General features: G+C 69.6%; 19 protein-coding genes. 10 read left to right on the forward strand and 9 right to left on the reverse strand.

Annotated elements, in window-relative coordinates:
- Window positions 1–36 precede the first annotated feature (36 nt).
- From DDQ50_RS06370 to DDQ50_RS06380, 3 genes are all read right to left on the reverse strand, one after another.
- Window positions 37–1,404 (reverse strand): hypothetical protein, encoded by a 1,368-nt coding sequence (locus DDQ50_RS06370; RefSeq protein ID WP_116755797.1) that lies wholly within the window; start codon window positions 1,402–1,404, stop codon window positions 37–39.
- 118 nt (window positions 1,405–1,522) lie between these two features.
- Window positions 1,523–2,305, reverse strand: a complete 783-nt coding sequence (locus DDQ50_RS06375) for a TIGR03943 family putative permease subunit (protein ID WP_116755798.1) — start codon at window positions 2,303–2,305, stop codon at window positions 1,523–1,525.
- Window positions 2,298–3,302, reverse strand: a complete 1,005-nt coding sequence (locus DDQ50_RS06380) for a permease (RefSeq protein WP_116755799.1) — start codon at window positions 3,300–3,302, stop codon at window positions 2,298–2,300. Before DDQ50_RS06380 ends, DDQ50_RS06375 begins: the two co-directional genes overlap by 8 nt.
- Window positions 3,303–3,402: 100 nt before the next feature.
- On the opposite strand from DDQ50_RS06380, the gene DDQ50_RS06385 reads away from it, so the two are divergent.
- Window positions 3,403–3,813, forward strand: coding sequence for a TOBE domain-containing protein (locus tag DDQ50_RS06385; protein ID WP_116756140.1), 411 nt, complete (start codon window positions 3,403–3,405; stop codon window positions 3,811–3,813).
- Between the two features lie 24 nt (window positions 3,814–3,837).
- Here the strand turns inward: DDQ50_RS06385 and DDQ50_RS06390 are convergent, their stop codons facing one another.
- The 4 genes from DDQ50_RS06390 to DDQ50_RS06405 all read right to left on the reverse strand — a co-directional run bounded on the left by DDQ50_RS06390 (window position 3,838) and on the right by DDQ50_RS06405 (window position 7,460).
- A complete protein-coding gene (locus DDQ50_RS06390; RefSeq protein ID WP_116755800.1) occupies window positions 3,838–4,455 on the reverse strand; it encodes a sulfate/molybdate ABC transporter ATP-binding protein in 618 nt (205 codons plus the stop codon).
- Window positions 4,452–5,249, reverse strand: a complete 798-nt coding sequence (locus DDQ50_RS06395) for an ABC transporter permease (RefSeq protein WP_116755801.1) — start codon at window positions 5,247–5,249, stop codon at window positions 4,452–4,454. The genes DDQ50_RS06390 and DDQ50_RS06395 overlap by 4 nt, the downstream gene beginning before the upstream one ends.
- A complete protein-coding gene (gene modA, locus DDQ50_RS06400; protein WP_116755802.1) occupies window positions 5,246–6,049 on the reverse strand; it encodes a molybdate ABC transporter substrate-binding protein in 804 nt (267 codons plus the stop codon). The genes DDQ50_RS06395 and modA overlap by 4 nt, the downstream gene beginning before the upstream one ends.
- Before the next feature lie 70 nt (window positions 6,050–6,119).
- On the reverse strand, window positions 6,120–7,460 hold the full coding sequence (locus DDQ50_RS06405) for an aminotransferase-like domain-containing protein (protein ID WP_240614253.1): 1,341 nt from the start codon (window positions 7,458–7,460) through the stop codon (window positions 6,120–6,122).
- A gap of 106 nt (window positions 7,461–7,566) precedes the next feature.
- On the opposite strand from DDQ50_RS06405, the gene DDQ50_RS06410 reads away from it, so the two are divergent.
- From DDQ50_RS06410 to DDQ50_RS06445, 8 genes are all read left to right on the forward strand, one after another.
- Window positions 7,567–8,415, forward strand: a complete 849-nt coding sequence (locus DDQ50_RS06410; RefSeq protein WP_116755803.1) for a nitrilase-related carbon-nitrogen hydrolase — start codon at window positions 7,567–7,569, stop codon at window positions 8,413–8,415.
- Window positions 8,416–8,544: 129 nt separating this feature from the next.
- Window positions 8,545–9,984, forward strand: a complete 1,440-nt coding sequence (hydA, locus tag DDQ50_RS06415) for a dihydropyrimidinase (protein WP_116755804.1) — start codon at window positions 8,545–8,547, stop codon at window positions 9,982–9,984.
- A 95-nt stretch (window positions 9,985–10,079) separates the two neighbouring features.
- The gene (locus tag DDQ50_RS06420; RefSeq protein ID WP_116755805.1) at window positions 10,080–11,120 is read left to right on the forward strand and encodes a TIGR03842 family LLM class F420-dependent oxidoreductase; all 1,041 of its coding nucleotides are present in this window, start codon (window positions 10,080–10,082) and stop codon (window positions 11,118–11,120) included.
- 48 nt (window positions 11,121–11,168) lie between these two features.
- Window positions 11,169–12,086, forward strand: a complete 918-nt coding sequence (locus DDQ50_RS06425) for an ABC transporter permease (RefSeq protein ID WP_377940294.1) — start codon at window positions 11,169–11,171, stop codon at window positions 12,084–12,086.
- Entirely contained in the window at window positions 12,083–12,892 is an 810-nt protein-coding gene (locus DDQ50_RS06430; protein ID WP_116755806.1) for an ABC transporter ATP-binding protein, read from the forward strand. The genes DDQ50_RS06425 and DDQ50_RS06430 overlap by 4 nt, the downstream gene beginning before the upstream one ends.
- Entirely contained in the window at window positions 12,889–13,683 is a 795-nt protein-coding gene (locus tag DDQ50_RS06435; protein ID WP_116755807.1) for an ABC transporter permease, read from the forward strand. Before DDQ50_RS06430 ends, DDQ50_RS06435 begins: the two co-directional genes overlap by 4 nt.
- A gap of 37 nt (window positions 13,684–13,720) precedes the next feature.
- Window positions 13,721–14,875 carry an ABC transporter substrate-binding protein gene (locus DDQ50_RS06440; protein ID WP_116755808.1) on the forward strand — a complete coding sequence of 385 codons (1,155 nt, stop codon included), beginning with the start codon at window positions 13,721–13,723 and terminating at the stop codon, window positions 14,873–14,875.
- A gap of 277 nt (window positions 14,876–15,152) precedes the next feature.
- A complete protein-coding gene (locus tag DDQ50_RS06445) occupies window positions 15,153–16,484 on the forward strand; it encodes an aspartate aminotransferase family protein (RefSeq protein ID WP_116755809.1) in 1,332 nt (443 codons plus the stop codon).
- 118 nt (window positions 16,485–16,602) lie between these two features.
- On the opposite strand, the gene DDQ50_RS06450 is transcribed toward DDQ50_RS06445, so the two are convergent.
- Window positions 16,603–17,487 carry a LysR family transcriptional regulator gene (locus DDQ50_RS06450; RefSeq protein WP_116755810.1) on the reverse strand — a complete coding sequence of 295 codons (885 nt, stop codon included), beginning with the start codon at window positions 17,485–17,487 and terminating at the stop codon, window positions 16,603–16,605.
- 148 nt (window positions 17,488–17,635) lie between these two features.
- Between DDQ50_RS06450 and DDQ50_RS06455 the strand changes: the two genes are divergently transcribed.
- Window positions 17,636–21,112 carry a bifunctional proline dehydrogenase/L-glutamate gamma-semialdehyde dehydrogenase gene (locus tag DDQ50_RS06455; RefSeq protein WP_240614254.1) on the forward strand — a complete coding sequence of 1,159 codons (3,477 nt, stop codon included), beginning with the start codon at window positions 17,636–17,638 and terminating at the stop codon, window positions 21,110–21,112.
- Between the two features lie 24 nt (window positions 21,113–21,136).
- On the opposite strand, the gene DDQ50_RS06460 is transcribed toward DDQ50_RS06455, so the two are convergent.
- Complete coding sequence (locus DDQ50_RS06460; protein ID WP_116755811.1) at window positions 21,137–21,841, reverse strand: HpcH/HpaI aldolase family protein; 705 nt, start codon at window positions 21,839–21,841, stop codon at window positions 21,137–21,139.
- Window positions 21,842–21,916 lie beyond the last annotated feature (75 nt).

Consider the following 21,916-nt stretch of genomic DNA (forward strand, 5'->3'; position numbering starts at 1 on the left):
AATCCTGCACCCAGTCGACGCTCGCTCGGCCTGCGGTCAGCCGCACCAGTCGGGGAGGAAGCCGGCCATGCCGCCGGCGACGACCCCGTCGGCGATGTCGACGAAGTAGGTCGTGGTGTTGCTGTAACCGAGGATCAGGTCGTAGTCGTCCGGAACGCCCTCCGAGGTGACCTCGACCGCGAGGAACTCGGCATTCGGCGAGACGCAGAAGTCGCCGATGCGGCTCGATTCCGCGGACGGGCGGTAGAGCTCCCTCGTCCACGTCCGGTCGGTGATCCAGATGGACGAGGACACACTCGACGGCGTGGTGCTGAAGTCGACCTCGTCGTACACCCGGATGAAGCTGCGATCGCTCAGAACCGAACGCTTGCCGGGGTAAAGGAGGGGGTCGATGTCCGCTTGCGGCAGCTCGAGTGGGGTGACGTCTCCGCTCAGGAGGTCGATGAGGGAGTCGCCCGACGGGTCGCTGACGACGGCCTCGACGGTGCCCGGGACGAAGCCCTCGAGCTGGAGATGCTGCCCGAGGGGCTCGACCGAAGCGACGTCGAGGGAGTCGATGAGGTACAGCTGGAGGTCGATGCCCTGCACGAGGACGGACGTCGTCCCCGGCACGAAGTACCAGTCGATGACGGGCAGGGGTGCGCCGCCGATTCCCCGGATCTCGGTCGGCACGGCGGATGAGTCGGTGAAGTCGTAGACGAAGAGCGCGTTGTTGTAGCTGCGCCCACCCGGGTCGGCGCCGCCGTTGATCACGTAGCCGAGAAGATCCGACGACGGGGCCCCGCGCAGGTCGCGGACCGTGCTCGCGCCCCCGGTATCGATGCGAGCCGTCGTCGACCCGGCAGGTCCGTAGGCGAGGACGAGCGACGGCGAGGAGTCCTCGATGACGACGGCCGCGATCGTGTCGTCGACCACGGCGTACTGCTGGATCCGCGGGGCCTCGAAGACCGCCTCGTTGACCGACTCGCCCGAGACGCGGTGACGGAGGATCTGATCGGGCGCGTCCGACCCGTCCGCTCGCGTCCCGGTGTTCCGGAGGAGCGAGTGGACATCGCTGTCGGGGGTGGCGAAACGGTAGGCCAGCTCGGAGCTCGCTCCCGTGTAGAGCCCCACCGCGGGATCGATCCGAACCGTGTACTCGGTGTCGTACCGGAGAAGATCGGTGAACCGGACGGTGACGCTGCCGCCCTCCGCGGACACCTCGAAATCCGCCGCCGGCGTGACCTCGACGGAGCCGGGATCGAGGTGCGCCAGGGACTGGTTCGCGGTCAGCACCAGGCGCTGACCGGAACGGGTCGTCGTTCCCTGGATGTTGATCTCCGCCGAGGTCAGTCGCGGTCCCTGAGCGGCGCTGACGAAGCCGAGGCCCACGGCGCCCGCGCCGAGGAGTGCGATCACGGCCACCGAGAGAATGCGGAAACCACGACGGCTCGGCCCGCGGGATCCCTCTCCCGGACTGTGCGGCTGGGAGGCGTCGTCGTGTCTTCGGGGGTCAGCGGGCGTCTCATCCGGCCGCGGGCGCTCAATAGACATACGGTTCGGCGGGTTGCTCGGCCGGCGTGATGTCGCTCGGCTCGATGACGGTGACCTGGGTGGACGTGATGCTCGGGTTCTCGACGAATCGCCCGGTGACGCTCACCCATTCGTCGACCTCGAACTCGTCGGCCCACCCGGGGTGGTAGACCGGAACGCCGACCGGCTGAGCGTCAACGGCGCAGCAGGTCACGACGAATCGCGCCACGTAGAAGATGTTCTCGGGGTCGTCCCGATCGGGGGTGACGAAGCCCACCATCGTCGCGGTCTTGTCGGCGAGGAAGTCGCCGCTCGTTCCCTGCCTCAGCAGTCCGGCCCAGTCCTTCACGGTGAACGAGGTGTAGTCGCCGCCGACCAGTTCGGGCGCGTCAGCGTCCGGTGCGCTCGCTGACCCGTTGATGTCGCGCTGCTCCACGGTGGAGGTGGTGAGAGTCGCCGGTGGCAGCACGAGCAGGGAGGCCGCGGTGGCCGCGATCAGCGCGGCGCTTCCGATGATCCAACCCCACCGGCCCCGCCGCGGAGCCGGCGGCTGCTCGTCGTGTTCGTGGTCGTGTCCGTGGTCGTGGTCGTGTTCGTTGCCGCGCTGCGGCAGGACTGCGAACGCCACGAGTGCGAATACGGCGGCGATGACGGCCATGACGGTGGTGAAGACGAAGTAGCGCGGGTGGATGTAGAGACCCAGCTGCCCCGTGGCGGCGAGCCACACGGTCGAGACGATGCCGATCAGGCTCAGCAGTACGCCCCGCCAGCGGGACAGGAAACGGCTAGGCAATGAGGTTCACCCCGAAACCGAGGATGGCGCAGCAGAGCGCGACGACGACCGTCAGCCGGATGAGTGTCGCGGCGGTGAAGGTGGTGCGCAGCAGGGCGAGCATCTTGATATCGACCATCGCGCCGAAGGTGAGGAAGGCGACGATGCTGCCCGGCATGAACGTCGAGCCGAACGAGAGGATGAAGAAGGCGTCGACGTTCGAGCAGATGGCGATGATGAAGGCGAGGCTCATCAGCGCGAGGACCGACCAGACCGGATTCGACCCCAGAGCGATGAGGATGTCGCGCGAGACCCCGACCTGGATGATGCCGGCGATCGCGCAGCCGAGCACCAGGGCGGGCAGCATCGCGCTCGTCTCCTCGGCGAAGCCGATCACGCTGCGGCGTACTCGCGATCCGCGGAGGGCGTGATCGTCGTGCGCGCGGCAGGTCGCCTCGAATCCGGGGGTCAGCAGCTCGTGCTGACGCGGATGCCTGCTGAACAGCCAGCCGACCAGGTTCGCGATCGCGAAGCCGCCGAGGACCCGCCCGATGAGGATTCCGTTGTCCCATCCGAACGCCTGATAGGTCGTGATGATCGTGACCGGATTGAGGATGGGCGCGGCGAGCAGGAACGTGATCGACTCCGAGACGGTCAGTCCTTTGATGATCAGCCCGCGGGCCAGCGGCACGTTCCCGCACTCGCAGACGGGCAGCAGCACTCCGAGCGTCGACATGACCATCCGGCGGAGGGCGGGACGGCGGGGGAGCAGGCGTGTGAACAGCGTCGCAGGGAGCCACACCTGGACGAGTATCGACAGCAGCACCCCGAGGAAGACGAAGGGCAGCGACTCGATGAGCACACTGATGGACAGCGTGAAGAAGTCGCGGATCGCCTCGGGCAGGGTGCTCCCGCCGGAGGCGGGGGAGAAGAGGCGGACCGCCAGCAGGACCGCTGCGGCGATGATGCCGAGGAGGAGTCCACGCAGCGGAGTCACGCGGAGGCGGTGCGGATGCATCCGTTCCAGCGTAGGTCGAGCTCAGCGGCTGCGCCGGTTGCCGCGGCCGATGATGCCGAGTGCCCGCGGTCCGAAGCCGCAGTCCAATACCCTGAACCCCATGACGGCAGGCCGGATCCGGATCAGCGAGGCGGCAGCGCTCCTCGGGGTGAGCGACGACACGATCCGTCGATGGGGCGAATCGGGCCGCATCGAGATCGACCGCACGACCCCCGGCCCCGCGACCGTCGACGGAGCGGCTCTCGCATCGCTCGCCGTCAGCGCGGCCGAGGAGTCGACATCGGCAACCCTCGCGGCCGGTGGCACGTCATCGGCGCGCAACCGGCTGGCGGGAATCGTCACCCGGGTGGTGAAGGACACGGTCATGGCCCAGGTCGAGTTGCAGGCCGGTCCGTTCCGGCTCGTGTCGCTCATGAGCCGCGAAGCAGCCGATGAGCTCGGCCTCGAAGTCGGCTCGATCGCGGTCGCCTCGGTGAAGGCGACGAACGTCGTCGTCGATCTTCCCCGCTGAACCGAGCGCCCGAGCCGGGTGGAGTCAGCGGGTCAGGCGGATCGTGCGGGAGGTCAGGGCTGCGGCGTCATCCTCGTCGTGGCTGACGATCAGGCAGGTGCGCCCCGCGAGATGCGACCGCAGAACATCGCGGATCCCGTCCCGGCTGGCGGCATCCACGGCCGACAGCGGCTCGTCGATGAGCAGGACGCGCGGTCCCGCCGCGAGGGCGCGTGCGATCGCCACGCGCTGCGCCTGACCGCCCGACAGCTCCGACGGTCGGCGCCTCTCGAGCCCACCGGCTCCGACACTGTCGAGCAGCTCGAGCGCCTGCGTGCGTGCGGCGGATCGGGAGGCACCGCGCATCCGCGGACCGAAGGCCACGTTCGACACGCTGTCGAGGTGAGGGAACAGGGACGGCTCCTGGGGCAGGTAGCCGACGCTGCGCAGGTGCGGCGCGACGCTCCTCCGGGCGGTGGCGACGACCTCGCCATCGATCTCGACCCGTCCCTCGTCGAGTCCGATGAGTCCCGCGACGAGCAGCAGGATCGTCGATTTGCCGGCGCCGTTCGGTCCGGTGACGGCGACGGCCTCACCGGTCGCGATCTCGAGGTCGACCCGCACATCGCGTTCGCGCACGGACGCGTCGACGAGGACGCTCACCGGTACGACCTCAGTCCGCGTCGGAGCGGCCCGCTCGTCAACGCCACCACGGCGACGGCGACGACGACGAGCACGAGGGCCAGCGCGGCGGCCGCGTCGGGGTCGACCTCGCGCTGCAGATAGATCTCGAGCGGCAGGGTGCGGGTCACGCCTTCGAGGCTGCCCGCGAAGGTGATGGTCGCGCCGAACTCGCCCAGCGCGCGAGCGAACGCGAGCACACCGGCGGAGGCGATCCCGGGCAGCACGAGCGGCAGTGTGACGCGGGCCAGCACGCGCGTCGGCGATGCGCCGAGTGTCGCCGCGACCGCCTCGTACCGCGTCCCCGTGCTCCGGAGGGATCCCTCGAGGCTCACGATGTAGAAGGGGAGCGACACGAACGTCTGGGCCAGGACGACGGCGACGCTCGTGAACGCCACCGTGATCCCGAGCGCCTCGAGCCCCTGCCCCACGATGCCGCGCCGGCCCAGCGAGTAGAGCAGCGCGAGTCCTCCGACGACCGGAGGCAGCACGAGCGGAACCAGGATCAGCGACCGCAGCAGTCGCCGGCCCGGGACCGCGTCGCGAGCGAGGAGGAGGGCGACTGGCGTGCCGAAGAGGAGGCAGAGCAGAGCGCTGATCGAGGCTGTCGCGACGCTCAGCGTCAACGCCGCGACCGCCGAAGGTGCGGTGATGAGCTCCCCGAACCGCGGCCAGGGCACTCGCGCGGCGAGCGCGAGGAGCGGGACGACGATCAGGAGGAAGGCGACGGCTGCCGGGGCGAGGAGCCACGGCGGCGTGCCACGGTAGCTCGTCACGGTGCGGCTCCGAACCCGGCGGCGGCGAGCAGCCTCTGGCCCGTGTCACCGAGCACGAACGCGACGAACGCGGCGGCGGTCTCGGGATCGGCGGCGCCCCGGGTGACGGCGATCGGATAGAGGTTCACCGCGGCGGCCGATGCGTCGAACGCGATCCCCTCGACGGCGTCGCCCGCTCGCTTGACGTCGGTCACGTAGACGAGTCCGGCATCGGCCTCGCCGGAGCTGACCTTGGCGAGCACGTCGGTGACGGACTGCTCCTCGCTCACGGGCGCGAGAGCGACGCCCGTCTCGGCTTCGACCTTCTCGGTCGCAGCACCGCAGGGCACCTGCGGGGCGCAGACCACGACGCGGACACCCTCGCCTGCCAGATCCGCGAAGTCCTCGACGCCGGCGGGATTCCCCGCGGGGACCACGATCGAGAGCGTGTTGGAGGCGAAGAGCTCCGGCTCGCCCGCGATGACGCCGCCCTCGACCGCCTTCGCCATGTTGTTCTGATCCGCCGAGGCGAACACGTCGGCGGGGGCGCCTTCGATCAGCTGACTGACCAGGTCGCTCGATCCGCCGAAGCTGAAGGCGATGTCGGTGCCGGGGTTCGCTGCCATGAACTCGTCGGCGATCTGGCCGAAAACGTCGGTCAGAGAGGCCGCGGCGAATACGGTCACCGTTCCGCTGAGCGTCGACTCACTGGCGGTGGGACTTGCGGCGGGGGTCTCTTCGGTGGATGCGGGGGCGCTGCATCCGGTGAGGGTGACGAGGGCGGCCCCGATGACCGCAAGAGCGGAAAAAGATCGTCTCATGCTCCGAGGATACGGAAAAACACCTGTATCCCTCCATCGTCGCCCTCATGGGGTCAGTCGCGGCGGAAAACTACTCCGCTCCTGCGCGGCTCGCTGTCGCCAGGGCGGAGGCCACTCGATGGACATCCGCCCGAAGCACGCCGACCGTAACGCGCACGTGAGGGCTGCTCGTCCCGACCTGGAATGGCTCGCCCGGCGCCACACGGATCCCCTCCGCGGCGAGCGCGACGAGGGCCGCGCGTTCGTCTGACACGGGCAGCCAGAGGTTGAGGCCGTCGCTCTCGGGCAATCGCACCCCGTGTGCCCCGAGGGCGTCGAGCAGTGCCCGTTGCCGAGCCGCGTACTCGGTGCGAGCGCGGGCCACTGTCGCGACGGCCTCGTCGTCGGTGAGCAGGTCGAAGAGCAGTCGCTGGGTCATCCGCGAGGTCCAGCCGGCGCCGAGCATCCGCCGGGAGACCACGCGATCGACGAGTGCGCGGGGGCCGCCGAGAGCTCCGATGCGCAGATCGGGTCCGTGCGATTTCGCGAAGCTGCGGATGTGCAGGGTCCGCTCCGGGAGCAGTCCCGCGAGCGTCGTGTCGGGGGAGGAGCTGATCTGCCCCGAGTGGTCGTCCTCGATGACGAGGGGGCCTGCCCCTCGTGAGACGCGGCCGATGGCCCGCGCGAGAGCCTCCGCGCGATCCTCCGTCATCGAGGCGCCCGTCGGATTGTGGGCCCGCGGCTGCAGCACGATCGCGGCCGGATGCGACGACAGGGCCGATGCGAGCGAATCGGGGCGCATCCCGTGCTCGTCGACGTCCGCTCCGACGGGTTCGACGCCGTAGTGCTCCAGCAGGTCGATGATCGGCGGGAAGCCCGGGTTCTCGACGACGACGCGGTCGCCGAAGCGGAGCACGGTGCCGAAGACGCGGTCGAGCGCGTCGAGCGCGCCGTTCGTCACCGTGACGGATTCGACGGGAGCGGGCCAGGTCTCGCGGAGCAGGTCGTGCAGCTCGGGGATATCGGGCTTCTGCTGGTAGCTGGCGGTCTCGGCTCGTGGAGACAGGCGTGACAGCGAGCCCTCGAGCGCGGGGAGGAGCTGCGGATCGGGGGTGCCCCGCGAGAGGTCGAGTGCGGCGTCGGCGGACGCGTCGAGCCCGCGGTACCGCTCCGGCATCCAATCGCGGGGGGCGCCGCGCACCAGGGTGCCGCTGCGTCCGCGCGACACGACGAGTCCGGCACGGGAGAGCGCCTGCCAGGCGTTGCTCACGGTCGCGGGACTGATGCCCAGATCGGCTGCGAGCTCGCGGACCGTCGGCAGGCGATCGCCCGGAGCGAGCTCGCCCGAGTGGATCAGACGCGCCACCGCCGCCGCGATCGAATGCGAGGTGGGGTCTTCGATGAGAGCGGTCAGAGCGGAGGAATCAAGCACGTCGCACCCCGCCGTCCGACTGTTTACGCCCCTGTCATGCGGCGTAACCGAAGAGAAATGTCCACCGCGAATAATAACAAAGCGAACCACCCGCGTTAGGAGCATCATGACCGTCGTCCGTGCCGCGATCACCCAGACCACCTGGACCGGTGACAAGGAGTCGATGCTCGACAAGCACGAGCAGTTCGCCCGGGACGCGGCCGCCGACGGCGCGCAGGTCATCTCGTTCCAGGAGCTCTTCTACGGGCCCTACTTCGGCATCACCGAGGACAAGAAGTACTACGACTACGCCGAGCCGGCCGACGGTCCGATCGTGCAGCGCTTCGCGGCGCTCGCGGGGGAACTGGGGCTGGTGATGATCCTTCCGATCTACGAGGAGGACCAGCCCGGCGTCTACTACAACACCGCGGTCGTGGTCGATTCCGACGGCACGATCCTCGGCAAGTACCGCAAGCACCACCTGCCGCACCTCGAGAAGTTCTACGAGAAGTTCTACTTCCGCCCCGGCAACCTGGGGTACCCGGTCTTCGACACGGCGGTCGGGAAGATCGGCGTGTACATCTGCTACGACCGGCACTTCCCCGAGGGGTGGCGCGAGCTCGGCCTGAACGGCGCCGAGATCGTCTTCAACCCCAACGCGACCAAGCCGGGTCTGTCGAACCGGCTGTGGGATCTCGAGCAGGCTGCCGCCGCGGCGGCGAACGGATACTTCGTCGCGGCACCGAACCGCGTCGGCCGCGAGGACAACGAGTACGGCGACCTCGCGGTCACCTTCTACGGCACCAGTCAGTTCGCCGACCCCCAGGGCAACTTCGTGGGGGAGCGCGGCAGCAGCGAGCACGAGGAGATCGTCATCCGCGACCTCGACCTCGACATGATCCGCCAGGTCCGCAACGACTGGCAGTTCTACCGCGACCGCCGCCCCGACTCCTACAAGGCGATCACCGCCCCTTAGTCGGATATTCCGGGCGCGAACGCACGTTCCGGCGTGCGCAATCGCCCGGAACGTGCGGTCTCGCGACACGCCGCACCATCGCAGACGCAGCACATCGCAGACGAGCCCCACCCCAGAGACGAGGACAGGATGGCCAAGACCCTCATCAAGAACGGAACCGTCGTGAACGCGACGGGAACCGCACAGGCCGACGTGCTGATCGACGGCGAGACGATCGCCGCGGTTCTCGCACCCGGATCCAGGCTCCTCGGCTTCGACATCGAGGCCAACGTCGACCGCGTGATCGACGCCACCGGCAAGTACGTCATCCCGGGCGGGGTGGATGCGCACACGCACATGGAGATGCCCTTCGGCGGCACGTTCGCGAGCGACACCTTCGAGACCGGCACCCGCGCGGCGGCCTGGGGCGGAACCACGAGCATCGTGGACTTCGTCGTCCAGTACCCCGACGAGAACCCGCTCGAGCGCTACGCGGCCTGGCAGGAGAAAGCCGCCGGCAACTGCGCGATCGACTACGGCTTCCACCAGATCCTGTCCGATGTCCAGGACAGTTCGCTCACCGCGATGGACGAGCTGATCGACGAGGGCGTCACGAGCTTCAAGCTGTTCATGGCCTACAAGGGAGTGTTCCTCTCGGACGACGGGCAGATCCTGCGCGCCTTCCAGAAGGGCGCGAGCAACGGGGCGCTCATGATGATGCACGCCGAGAACGGCGCCATGATCGACGTCCTCGTCAAGCAGGCTCTCGAGGCGGGCAACACCTCGCCGTACTTCCACGGCACCTCTCGTCCGTGGCAGGCGGAAGAGGAGGCCACGCACCGCGCGATCATGATCGCCAACCTCACCGGGGCGCCTCTCTACGTCGTGCACGTGTCGGCCAAACAGGCGGTCGACCAGATCGCGATGGCCCGCGACAACGGGCAGAACGTGTTCGGCGAGACCTGCCCGCAGTACCTCTACCTCTCGCTCGAGGAGCAACTCGGAGCGGTCAGCGATCAGTGGGGCGACTTCGAGGGTGCCAAGTGGGTGTGCTCGACGCCGCTGCGGTCGCGCGCGGAGGGTCACCAGCACCACATGTGGGAGGCCCTGCGCACCAACGACATCCAGATGGTCTCCACCGACCACTGCCCGTTCTGCATGAAGGGTCAGAAAGACATGGGGATCGGCGACTTCTCCAAGATCCCGAACGGCATCGGATCGGTCGAGAACCGCATGGATCTGCTCTACCAGGGCGTCGTCGACGGCAACATCTCCCTCGAGCGCTGGGTCGAGGTCACCTCCACCACTCCGGCCCGCATGTTCGGCATGTACGGCAAGAAGGGCGTCATCCAGCCCGGCGCCGACGGCGACGTCGTCGTGTACGACCCGAACGGTCACACCTCGATCGGTGTCGACAAGCAGGCCCACCACATGAACATGGACTACTCCGCGTGGGAGGGCTTCGAGATCGACGGACACGTCGACACCGTCATCTCGCGCGGCAAGGTCATCGTCGATGACGAGCAGTACATCGGCACCAAGGGCGACGGTGGCTACATCAAGCGCGGGCTCAGCCAGTACCTCATCTGAGTGCGCACGTTCCGGGCAGAAACGCACGCCGGAACGTGCGCTTACGCCCGGAATATCCGAGTTGGTCGCATCAGTAGTCGAAGTGAAGAGGACGCATGGATTTCGGAGCAGTTGTTCAGACCGATCCGCCCGCCGCGCGCACGGTCGCGCTCGCGAAGCTGAGCGAGCAGTACGGGTTCGACTACTTCTGGACCTTCGACTCGCACGTGCTCTGGCAGGAGCCGTACGTGATCTACAGCCAGATCCTGGCCGAGACGCACAAGATCAAGGTCGGCCCGATGGTCACCAACCCGGCCACCCGCGACTGGACCGTCACCGCGTCGACCTACGCGACCCTCAACGAGATGTACGGCAACCGCACCGTCTGCGGGATCGGCCGCGGCGACTCGGCGGTCCGCGTCGCCAACGGCCGACCGACCACGCTGAAGGCTCTGCGCGAGTCGATCCACGTCATCCGCGAGCTCGCCAACTCGCGCCCCGTCGAATACAACGGTGCGACCCTGCAGTTCCCCTGGAGCAAGGGCAGCTCGCTCGAGGTGTGGGTCGCCGCCTACGGCCCACTCGCCCTCAAGCTCGCCGGTGAGGTCGGCGACGGATTCATCCTGCAGCTCGCCGACGTCGACATCGCCACCTGGATGATCGGCGCCGTCCGCGAGGCCGCCGCGAACGCGGGCCGCGACCCCGACTCGCTCCAGTTCTGCGTCGCAGCACCCTTCTACATCGGCGACGACTGGGCGCACATGCGCGACCAGTCCCGCTGGTTCGGCGGCATGGTCGGCAACCACGTCGCCGACATCGTCGCGAAGTACGGCACGCCGGCGGAAGGCTCGGAGACTTCGGGGGCCGCGGTCCCGCAAGCGCTCACCGACTACATCGCCGGCCGCGAGTCGTACGACTACAACGAGCACGGCCGCGCCGGCAACTCGCACGCGAACTTCGTGCCCGACGAGATCGTCGACCGCTTCTGCATCCTCGGCACCGCCGCCCAGCACATCGAAAAGCTCGAGCAGCTGAAGTCCATCGGCGTCACCCAGTTCGCCGGCTACCTGCAGCACGACAACAAGGAGGAGACCCTCCGCGTGTACGGCGAGACCGTGATGCCGGCGCTGCGCGACTCGATCGTCGCCAAGGCGTGACCCCGTGACACGACCGGGGGAGACCATCATCAGCACCGGGGGAAGCCGGTGACGGCTCTCGACGCGCCACCGGCGCTGCGACGTCGGCGCTCGCCGCGAGTCGCCCTCACCCGCATCGGGATCGGTGCTCTCGGGATCCTGGCCATCGCCGCGATCTGGGAGCTGTACAAGGCGTTCGGGCCTGCCGACGGCGTCGTCATCGGCGACTCCCGCATCCTGCCGCGCACCAGCGACCTCGCGATGCCGCACATCGTCGACATGGTGTCGCGTCTCTTCGAACCCGTCACCCGGGCGGACGGCTCCCCGCCGCTGTGGCTCGAGGTGTCGGGCGCCGCCGCGGTCACGCTCGGGATCGCCGCCGTCGGCTGGGTCGTCGGCCTCATCGTCGGGGTCGCGCTGGCGCTCGTGATGGTCCGCTCGCGCCTCGCCGAATCGAGCCTGCTGCCCTGGATCGTGCTCAGTCAGACGGTCCCGCTCATCGCTTTCGCCCCGGTCGTGCGCAGCTGGGGATCGAAGATCGAGATCGGCGCGTTCGAATGGCAGGACTGGATGTCCGTCGCCGTCATCGCCTCGTACCTCGCGTTCTTCCCCGTCGCGATCGGTGCGCTGCGCGGACTGCAGTCGCCGGATGCGATCCACACCGAGCTGATGCGGTCGTACGCCGCCGGCTGGTGGGCGACTCTCGTCAAGCTGAGATTCCCGGCGAGCGTGCCCTATCTGCTGCCGGCCCTGCGCCTGGCGGCCGCGAACGCCGTCGTCGGCGCCATCGTCGCCGAGGTCTCGACCGGTCTGCGCGGTGGCATCGGCCGGATGATCGTGCAGTACGCCGGTCAGGCGAGCGGCGATCCCGCCAAATCCTGGGGTCCGATCTTCGGAGCCATCGTCCTCGGGCTCGTCGCTGCCGGCTCCGTCGCCCTCATCGGCGGCACCCTGGGCAACTACCGCCGTGCGGAGGTCAACTCGTGAGTCCCCTCGATGAGACGACGGACGCGGTGGTCGCGACCGGCGTCGGCAAGGTGTTCCCCGCCGGAAACGTCACTGCGCTCGAAGGCGTCGACCTGGTCGTGCGCTCCGGCGAGTTCGTCTCGCTGATCGGGCCGTCCGGCTGCGGCAAGAGCACGCTTCTGCGCCTCATCGCCGACCTCGATGCGCCGACGAGCGGCACGCTGACCGTGTTCGGCAAGTCCGCCGAGAAGGCGCGGATCGATCAGGACTACGGCATCGCGTTCCAGCAGGCGGGCCTGCTGCCCTGGCGCACGGTGTCGGCGAACATCGAGCTGCCGCTCGAGCTGCACGGCGTCGGCAAGGCGGCGCGCAAGCAGCGATCCGCCGAGCTGCTGTCCCTCGTCGGACTCACCGATTTCGCCGACCGCTTCCCCGACCAGTTGTCGGGCGGCATGCAGCAGCGCATCGCGATCGCCCGTGCGCTCGCCGAGCAGCCCAGCCTGCTGCTCATGGACGAGCCGTTCGGTGCGCTCGACGAGATGACGCGCGAGCGGATGCAGACCGAGCTCTCGAACATCTGCGCCGAGACGGGCGCCGCCGTCGTCTTCGTGACCCACTCGATCCCTGAAGCGGTCTTCCTGTCGGATCGCGTCGTGGTCATGTCACCGCGGCCGGGTCGGATCGAGACGGTCCTGTCGATGGATCTCGGTTCCGCGAGCGAGCGAGCGGAGTCGCTGCGGGAGGACACGGCTTTCTTCGAGATGGTCACCGCGGTCCGTGAAGCGCTCCACCAGGGCGCCCCGGCCAGGGGAGTGGACGACCGATGAACGGCCCCGCCTCCTCTGCCGCGTTGCGCATCGGGGCGCCGGTCGCTCTCGGTGTCGTCGTGCTCGTCGCGTGGCAGCTGCTCGTCACGCTCGCCGGCATCGACGACTACCTGCTGCCCAGCCCGCTGAGCATCGTCGAGCAGATGATCGAGTTCTGGCCCGCGCTGATCGCCGCCATCGCCTCGACCGGGCTGAACGCGCTGATCGGCCTCGTCGTCGGATCGATCGTCGGCATCGCCGCGGCGCTCGTCGCGTCGCTCAGTCGTTTCTTCGACCAGCTGACCGCGCCGATCGTCGCCGCCCTCGCGGTCGTGCCGATCGTGGCCCTCGCGCCCGTGCTCAACACCATGTTCGGCGCCGACTCCGAGGTGGGGCGGCGCACGATGGCGGGCCTCGCGGTGTTCGTGCCGGTCTTCATCAACACCCTCCGCGGGCTGCAGCAGACGCGGCCCGTCCATCGCGACCTGATGCGCGCCTACGCGGCCACCCGGCCTCAGACCCTGCGGGTCCTCACCCTTCCGGCGGCGCGCGGGTACATCTTCACCGGCATCCGGATCGCCTCGTCGCTCGCCGTCATCTCCGCGCTCGTCGCCGAGTACTTCGGCGGCCCCCGCGGCGGTCTCGGCAGCCTCATCTCGACCTCGGCATCCACGAGCGCCTACGCCCGGGCATGGGCGTACGTGGTCGGCGGGATCGTGCTCGGCCTGATCTTCTTCCTCGTGACGGCCGCACTGGAGCGGCTCGCCTCCCCGATGTCCCGCAGCCTCACGGTGACCGGGCGCAGCAAATGACCGACGCACCATCCACGCACCAGGAAAGGCAACTGACATGACCCACAGCACACGTCGTGCCATAGCGGTCGGGGCCGGGCTCCTCGCCTCGGCACTCGTCCTCTCGGCCTGCTCATCGCCCGCGTCGAACGAGGAGGGCGCCGGGGGAGGCGGCGAGGAGGAGCTGACCCCGGTCAGCCTGCAGCTGCAGTGGCTGCCCCAGGGGCAGTTCGCGGGGTACTACGCCGCACTCGACCAGGGCTTCTTCGAGGACGAGGGCCTCGACGTCGAGATCATCCCGAGCGGTGGCGACATCGTGCCCCAGGATGCGCTCGTCGCGGGCGACGTCGACTACGCGATCGCCTGGGTGCCGAAGGCGCTGGGCTCGATCGAGGCGGGCGCGAACATCACCGACATCGCGCAGATCTTCCAGCGATCCGGCACCCTGCAGGTGGCATGGGCCGACAGCGGCATCGACTCGGTCGCCGACTTCGAGGGCAAGAAGATCGGCAGCTGGGGCTTCGGCAACGAGTGGGAGATCTTCGCGGCGATGGCGGCGGAGGGTCTCGACTCGACCACCGTGCAGATCATCACGCAGGACTTCAACATGAACGCCTTCCTCGAGGGCGACATCGATGCTGCCCAGGCGATGACCTACAACGAGTACGCGCAGCTGCTCGAGGCGACCGACCCCGACACGGGCGAGCTGTACCAGCCCGAGGACTTCAACGTCATCTCCTACGAGGAGGCGGGCGGTGCCATGCTCCAGGACGCGATCTGGGCCGACACCGAACGACTCGAGAGCGACGAGGAGTACCAGGAGACGACGGTCAAGTTCCTGAAGGCCGTCATCAAGGGCTGGGTGTACGCGGCGGGCGACCCCGAGTCGGCAGCCGACATCACGATCGCGGAGGGCTCCGGATGGGGTCTCAGCCACGAGCTGTGGATGGTCAACGAGACCAACAAGCTCATCTGGCCGTCCGACAACGGCATCGGCATCATCGACGAGGCCGCGTGGGACGCGACCGTCGAGGGCGCCCTGTCGGCGACGAACGAGACCGGCGCGAAGCTGATCACCGAGGAGCCGCCGGCGTCCGCCTGGACGAACGAGTGGATCCAGAAGGCTCTCGATGAGCTGGAAGGTGAGGACCTCGACCTCACGGGCGCCGACTTCACCCCGATCGACGTCACCCTCACCGAGGGCGGCGCGTAACACCACCGCCCGGACCCCCGCTCGCAAGATCGGATGTGCCGGGCAGGACCGCACGTTCCGGCGTACGCATATGTCCGGAACGTGCGGTCACCGACACCAGGCGTTCCGGGCGAACGCGCACGTTCCGGCGGGCCCCACCCGCCGGAACGTGCGCGCGGTCCTTGGCTTCGTCCGCTAAGACTTGAACTGCAGGATCGTCGCGCGCACGTTGCGGCGTTCGGGGCCCGCCGCAACGTGCGACCTCGCCCGGAACGCCCTACAGAGGAAGAAGAGAGTCATGGAACTGGATGCCGAGCTCGGCGAGCGCGCCCACGATCTCGACCGGGCGCACGTCTTCCATTCGTGGTCGGCGCAGGCGTCGCTCGATCCCATGGTCATCGCAGGCGCAGCGGGCTGCGAGGTCTGGGACTTCGACGGCAACCGCTACCTCGACTTCTCGAGCCAGCTCGTCAACACGAACATCGGCCACCAGCACCCCAAGGTGATCGCCGGCATCAAGGCGCAGGCCGACGTGCTCGCCACCGTCGCTCCCGCGCACGCCAACCTGACCCGGGGCGAGGCGGCGTCCCGCATCCTCGCCCGCGCCGGCGACGAGTTCTCGAAGGTCTTCTTCACCAACGGCGGCGCCGACGCCAACGAGAACGCGGTCCGCATGGCCCGCCTCGTGACGGGCCGCGACAAGGTGCTCTCGATGTACCGGTCCTACCACGGCAACACCGGCGCGGCGATCGTCGCGACCGGCGACTGGCGCCGCGTGCCGAACGAGTACGCGCGCGGCCACGTGCACTTCTTCGGACCCTTCGCCTACCGCAGCGAGTTCTGGTCCGACTCGCCCGAGCAGGAGAGCGAGCGCGCCCTGCACCACCTCGAGCGGGTCATCCAGGCCGAGGGGCCCGCGGGGATCGCGGCGATCCTCATCGAGACGGTTCCCGGCACCGCCGGCGTGCTGCTTCCGCCGCCCGGATACCTGGCAGGAGTGCGCGCGCTCGCCGACAAGTACGGCATCGTCCTGATCTTCGACGAGGTCATGGCCGGCTTCGGCCGCACCGGCGACTGGTTCGCGTTCCAGAACCCCGAGCTCAACCCCGAGGGCGTCGTACCCGACCTCATCACCTTCGCGAAGGGCGTCAACTCGGGCTACGTTCCCGCGGGCGGTGTCATCATCCCCGCCTGGATCGCCGAGGCGTTCGACGACACCGTCTTCCCCGGCGGCCTGACCTACTCGGGCCACCCGCTGGCGATGGGCTCGATCGTCGCCACCTTGGACGCGATGGCGGAGGAGGGCATCGTCGAGAACGCCGCCCGTGTCGGCCGCGACGTGATCGGCCCCGGTCTGCGTGCTCTCGGGGAGAAGTACGACGTGATCGGCGAGGTCCGCGGAGTCGGTGTCTTCTGGGCGCTCGACCTCGTGGCCGACCCCGTCACCCGCTCGCCGATCGGCCCCGCCGAGATGGCGACCCTCAAGAAGGCGCTGCTGTCTCGGGGCCTGCTCCCGTTCGCCGCGGACAACCGCATCCATGTCGTCCCGCCCTGCATCGTCACCGACGCCGAGGTCGAGCGCGCCCTCGCGATCTACGACGAGGCGTTCGCCGAGTACTCCGCCCGCTGACACTCACCGCGCTCCGAGACCGATGTCCCGGACTCAGGCGCACGCCGCATCCCTCTGCAAGCGTGGCCGAGGACCCAGTGGTGACGAGTCCGGGATATTCGAAGGGGGTGCTCCGGGCTCAGGGGGTGGAGGCGGCCAGGGCCTCGCGGACCGCGCCCACGGCCGGTGAGGTGCGCGCCGCCAGCCTCGTCGAGGTGATCAGGGTTCGGCGCGGGGCTCCCGGGAGGGGGAGCAGGTGCACGGTCGGTTCCTCGCCCGCCCAGATGAACTCCGGCAGCAGACCGACGGCGTTGCCCGACCGCACCAGGCGGATGTGCGCCATCAGGTCCGCCGTCTCGTAGCGCACGTCCGGCTCCACCCCCGCGGTGCGGCACAGCTGCGTCGCCCACGCCCTGGAAAGGGTGCCGCGCGGCTCCATCACCCACGGCAGCCTCGAGGTGTCGGCGAGAGATCCCACCTGACCTGCCAGCGAGTCGGGCACCGCGAGCGAGATCGAGTCCGACGCGAGCACGACGCGATCAAGGTCCTCGCGGAGGGGTCGCGTCTGACCGGGATACTCCTCGGCGATCACGAGGTCGAACGATCGCGCCGCGGTCTCGAACAGCGCCTCCTCCGGCTCGCGCTGCTCCACCTCGACGCGCAGTCCGGGATGCCGGCCCGCGAGCAGCGTCAGCATGGCGGGCACGAGCGCGTGCGCTGATGACTGCAGGGTCGCGACCCGCACGGTGCCCGCGAGCTCGGATTCGGACGACTGCAGCGCACCCTCGGCCTCCTCGACGAGGTCGAGCAGTCGGACCGTGTAGTCGCAGAGGATCTCGGCTCGCGCGGTGAGAGCGACCCGGCGGCCGCGACGCTCGAGCAGCGAGTGCCCGACCTCGCGCTCCAACAAGGCGAGCTGCTGCGAGATGAACGAGGTCGTGTAGCCGAGCGCCTCCGCGACGGCGCCGAGCGTGCCGCGCAGCTGCAGTTCGCGCAGCAGGCGCAGGCGGCGGATCTCGAGCATGAGGACCTCCGGGGCGGGGACAGGAACGACCCACTCGATTAAGTGATGCTGAACGGTTCTGTTCATTCTTACGTACTTTCGCTTCACTGGCGGGATCCGCAGACTGGAGCCATCCCGCAAGGGATGCCCTGACCTCGAGGAGCACGCCATGACGATCACGACGCCGCAGGGACCGGGTGCGATGGCCGACGCGCCTGACGACCTCTCGGAGATGGCCGACGCGGCCGTCCTGCTCGCTCGCGACTGGGCTGCCACCGCCGCGGGCGTGGCCCCCGACGCCTCCGCTGCACGCCTCGCCGGAGTGCTCGCCGACCCCCGCGGCCTGCCGTTCACGCTCGGCTTCGTCGACGGGGTGCTGCGCCCCGACGACGCCCGCATCGCCGCCGCCAACCTGCGCGAGGTCGCGCGGATCACACCCGCGTTCCTGCCCGCCTACCAGCGAGGAGCGATCCGCCTCGGGGCCGTCGCCTCCCGCGTCGCCCCCGGCATCGTCGTCCCCGCGGCGAAGTCGGTGTTCCGGCGAATGGTGCAGCACCTCATCATCGACTCCGCACCCGGTTCGCTCGGTCGCACCATCACCCGCCTCCGCCGTCACGGCGACGCGCTCAACATCAACCTCCTCGGCGAGGCCGTTCTCGGCGAGCGCGAAGCCGCGCGTCGCCTGGCGGGCATCAAGTCCCTCCTGGCGCGCGACGACGTCGACTACGTCTCGATCAAGATCTCGGCGATCGCGCCGGCCCTGTCGATGTGGGCATTCGACGAGACCGTCGACCTCGTCGAGAGCCGGCTCGCACCCATCTACGAGATGGCCGCCGCCAGCACCGCGGCCGGCCGCCCGAAGTTCATCAACCTCGACATGGAGGAGTACCGCGACCTCGACCTCACGATCGCGGTCTTCACGAGACTGCTCGACCGACCCGGGATGACGCAGCTGGAGGCCGGTATCGTCCTCCAGGCCTACCTCCCCGATGCCCTCGGTGCCATGCAGCGCCTCTCCGAATGGGCGACGGCCCGTGTCGACGCGGGCGGCGCGCGGATCAAGGTGCGTCTCGTCAAGGGCGCGAATCTTCCGATGGAGGTCGTCGAGTCGCGGGTCCACGGCTGGCCGCTCGCGACGGCGCCCAGCAAGCTCGCGACCGACGCGAACTACAAGCGCGTGCTCGACTGGGCGATGACCCCCGAGCGCACCCGCTCGATCCGCCTCGGCGTCGCCGGCCACAATCTCTTCGACATCGCCTTCGCCCGCACGCTCTCCGAGCGTCGCGGGGTCACCGGCGACGTCGAGTTCGAGATGCTGCTCGGCATGGCGACCGGCCAGGTCGCGGCCGTCCGCGCGGCCGTCGGACATGTCCTCCTCTACACGCCCGTCGTCGCGCGCGACGAGTTCGATGCGGCCGTGAGCTACCTCGTCCGCCGCCTCCAGGAGGGGGCGTCTCCCGAGAACTTTCTCTCCGCGTCCACGCGGATCACGAGCGACCCGTCGCTGTGGACGCGGGAGGAGACCCGGTTCCGGGCCTCCGTCGACGCCCTCCGCGAGACCCGAGGCGAGCTGCCCGGTCCGAATCGCACGCAGGACCGCACCGCCCCGGCCGCTGCGCCGCGCGGAGTCGACGAGCCGTTCGCGGGGGAGCCGGACACGGACCCCGCCCTGCCCGCCAACCGTGCGTGGGGCCGCGCCGCCCTGGTTCGGGCGACGACCAGCACCGCCGGCATCGAATCGGACGCGGACGCGCCCACCGACTCCGCCGGTGTGGATGCCCTCGTCGAACGCGTCCGCGCGGCCGGAACGGTGTGGGGAACCCGCCCCGCCGCCGAACGCGCCGCCCTCCTCGAGACCGCGGCCTCCGCGCTGGCGGCAGGTCGCGATCGACTCATCGAGGTCTCCGCCTCCGAAACCGGCAAGACCATCGCCGAGGCCGACCCCGAGATCAGCGAGGCCATCGACTTCGCCCGCTACTACGCGCGTCAGGCGCTCGGGCTCGAGTCGGTCGACGGTGCTCGCTTCGAGCCGGTCGCCCTGACGCTCGTCGTCGGCCCCTGGAACTTCCCCGTCGCCATCCCGTTCGGCGGTGTCGCCGCGGCGCTCGCCGCCGGCTCCGCCGTCATCCTGAAGGCCGCCCCGCAGGCCCGTCGCACCGCCGCCGTGGTGTGCGAGCTGCTCTGGGCCGCGGGTGTTCCGCGCGATCTCGTCGCGCTCGCCGATGTGCCCGAGGATGAGACCGGGAAAGCGCTCATCACGCACGAGTCGATCGACCGGGTCATCCTCACCGGGTCGTTCGAGACCGCCGAGCTCTTCCGCTCCTGGAACCCGCGTCTGCCGCTCATGGCCGAGACGAGCGGCAAGAACGCCGTGATCGTCACGCCCGCGGCCGACCTCGACATCGCGGTCGCCGAGACGGTGCGGAGCGCGTTCGGGCATGCCGGCCAGAAGTGCTCGGCCGCGAGTCTCGTCGTGCTCGTCGGGTCGCTCGAGAAGTCGGATCGCTTCACCGCCCAGCTGATCGACGCCGTCACCTCACTGCGCGTCGGTCCCGCCGATTCGCCGCTCACGCAGATGGGACCGCTGGTCGAGGAGCCGGGGGAGAAGCTGCTCGGTGCACTCACCCGCCTCGAGCCGGGGGAGAAGTGGCTCGTCGAACCGCGCCGTGTGAACGACTCGCTCTGGACGCCGGGCGTCAAGACCGGGGTGCGCCGCGGATCCGCTTTCCATCGCACCGAGTACTTCGGGCCCGTGCTCGGCGTCATGACCGCGCCGACCCTCGCCGACGCGATCTCCATCGTCAACGAGACCGATTTCGGGCTCACCTCGGGACTCTTCACGCAGGACCCCGCCGAGCTGGCTCAGTGGCTTCAATCGGTGGAGGCCGGCAATCTCTACGTCAACCGTGCGACGACCGGCGCGATCGTCGAGCGCCAGCCGTTCGGCGGATGGAAGCGCTCGTCGGTCGGCGCCGGCACCAAGGCGGGCGGCCCGAGCTACCTCGCCGCACTGGGCGACTGGCGCGATGCGCCGACCGTTCGGACCGAGGAGCCCGGGATCAGCCCCGCGATCGACGCGGTCCTCGCCGCAACGGCTCCGCATCTCACCGAGACCGAGCAGGCGTGGCTCCGCGACGCCGCGGCATCGGACGAGTCGTCCTGGCGGACCGAGTTCGGCATCGCCCGCGACCGTCAGCAGCTCGGACTCGAGCGCAACCTGCTCCGCTACCTGCCCGTGCCCGTCGAACTGCGCGCCTCGCGCGATGCCTCGACGGCTCAGCTGCTCCGCGCCCTCATCGCCGCCCAGCGCGCAGGTTCGGTCGTGACGGTCAGCGTTCCGGACGGGGGAATCGCGGCGGCGCTCGGCGCGGTTGCGTCACCGCGCGTCGAGGCGGACACCGCCTGGCTCGAGCGGATGCGAGCGGAGACGCCCGCGCGCGTTCGGATCGTCGGCGGCGCCGCCCGCGCCGCCCTCGCAGACGATCTGGCGACCGCGGTCGCCGGTGCGCCTGATGTGTCGATCCACGCGGGCGAGTCGGTGCGCGCCGGTCGCGTCGAGCTGCTGGCGTACCTGCGCGAGCAGGCGGTCACTGTCGTCGCCCACCGCTTCGGCGAGGCCGACAGCTGGTCCGAGTCCGTCGTCTGAGCGCCAGCTCCACGCGAACGCGGGTCAGGCCAGCGCGGCCGTGGCGCCCAGCTGGACCAGAAGGGTGTCGCTCGCGACGGCGACCGTGTCGAAGCCGAGAGCGGCGAGCGTCGCCGCCCGGGCGGGAGTGCCGCCGAACGCGCCGGCCTTGATCCCGGCTCGCTTCGCGGCGTCCACGATGCGGTGCAGCGGGGCGTCGGGACCGTCGGCCAGCAGCAGGGTGTCGAGTTCGACGCCGAGCGCGAGCGCGAGGTCGAACGGGCCCACGAACAGCATGTCCACCCCCGCGGTGGCAGCGATCGAGTCGACATCGGCCAGTGCGGCAGCGGTCTCGATCATGACTGCGCACACCATGTCGGAATGCGGCGCCTCGCCTGGCGAGGAGTAGCCGCCGGCGAACGGACCCCAGCTGCGCGCTCCACGCGGCGGGTATCGTGTCGCACGTGAGGCTTGCTCGGCCTGGGCGCGCGAGTCGACCATCGGGACGACGACGCCCTGGGCCCCGGCATCGAGGGCCCGTCCGATGAGCCCGTCGTCGAGGGACCTGACCCGCACCCAGCGCGGTACGCCTCCTTCGGTCGCGGCCAGCAGGGAGATCATCTCGCTGTCGCCGAGGCGTCCGTGCTGCTGGTCCAGGACGATCCAATCGAACCCGGACGCGGCGATGGCGGCGGTGATCCCGGTGTCGGTGCCGAGGATCCAGGCTCCGCGTGTCAGTGCTGTAGGCATGATCGATTGTATGCAGAGCTCCCTCGCCTGCGCTCAAACAGAAAGTCACAGACGCCAGCGCCTTACATTTAGCAA

It is taken from the genome of Amnibacterium flavum (genome assembly GCF_003097495.1).
Lineage (GTDB): Bacteria > Actinomycetota > Actinomycetes > Actinomycetales > Microbacteriaceae > Naasia > Naasia flava.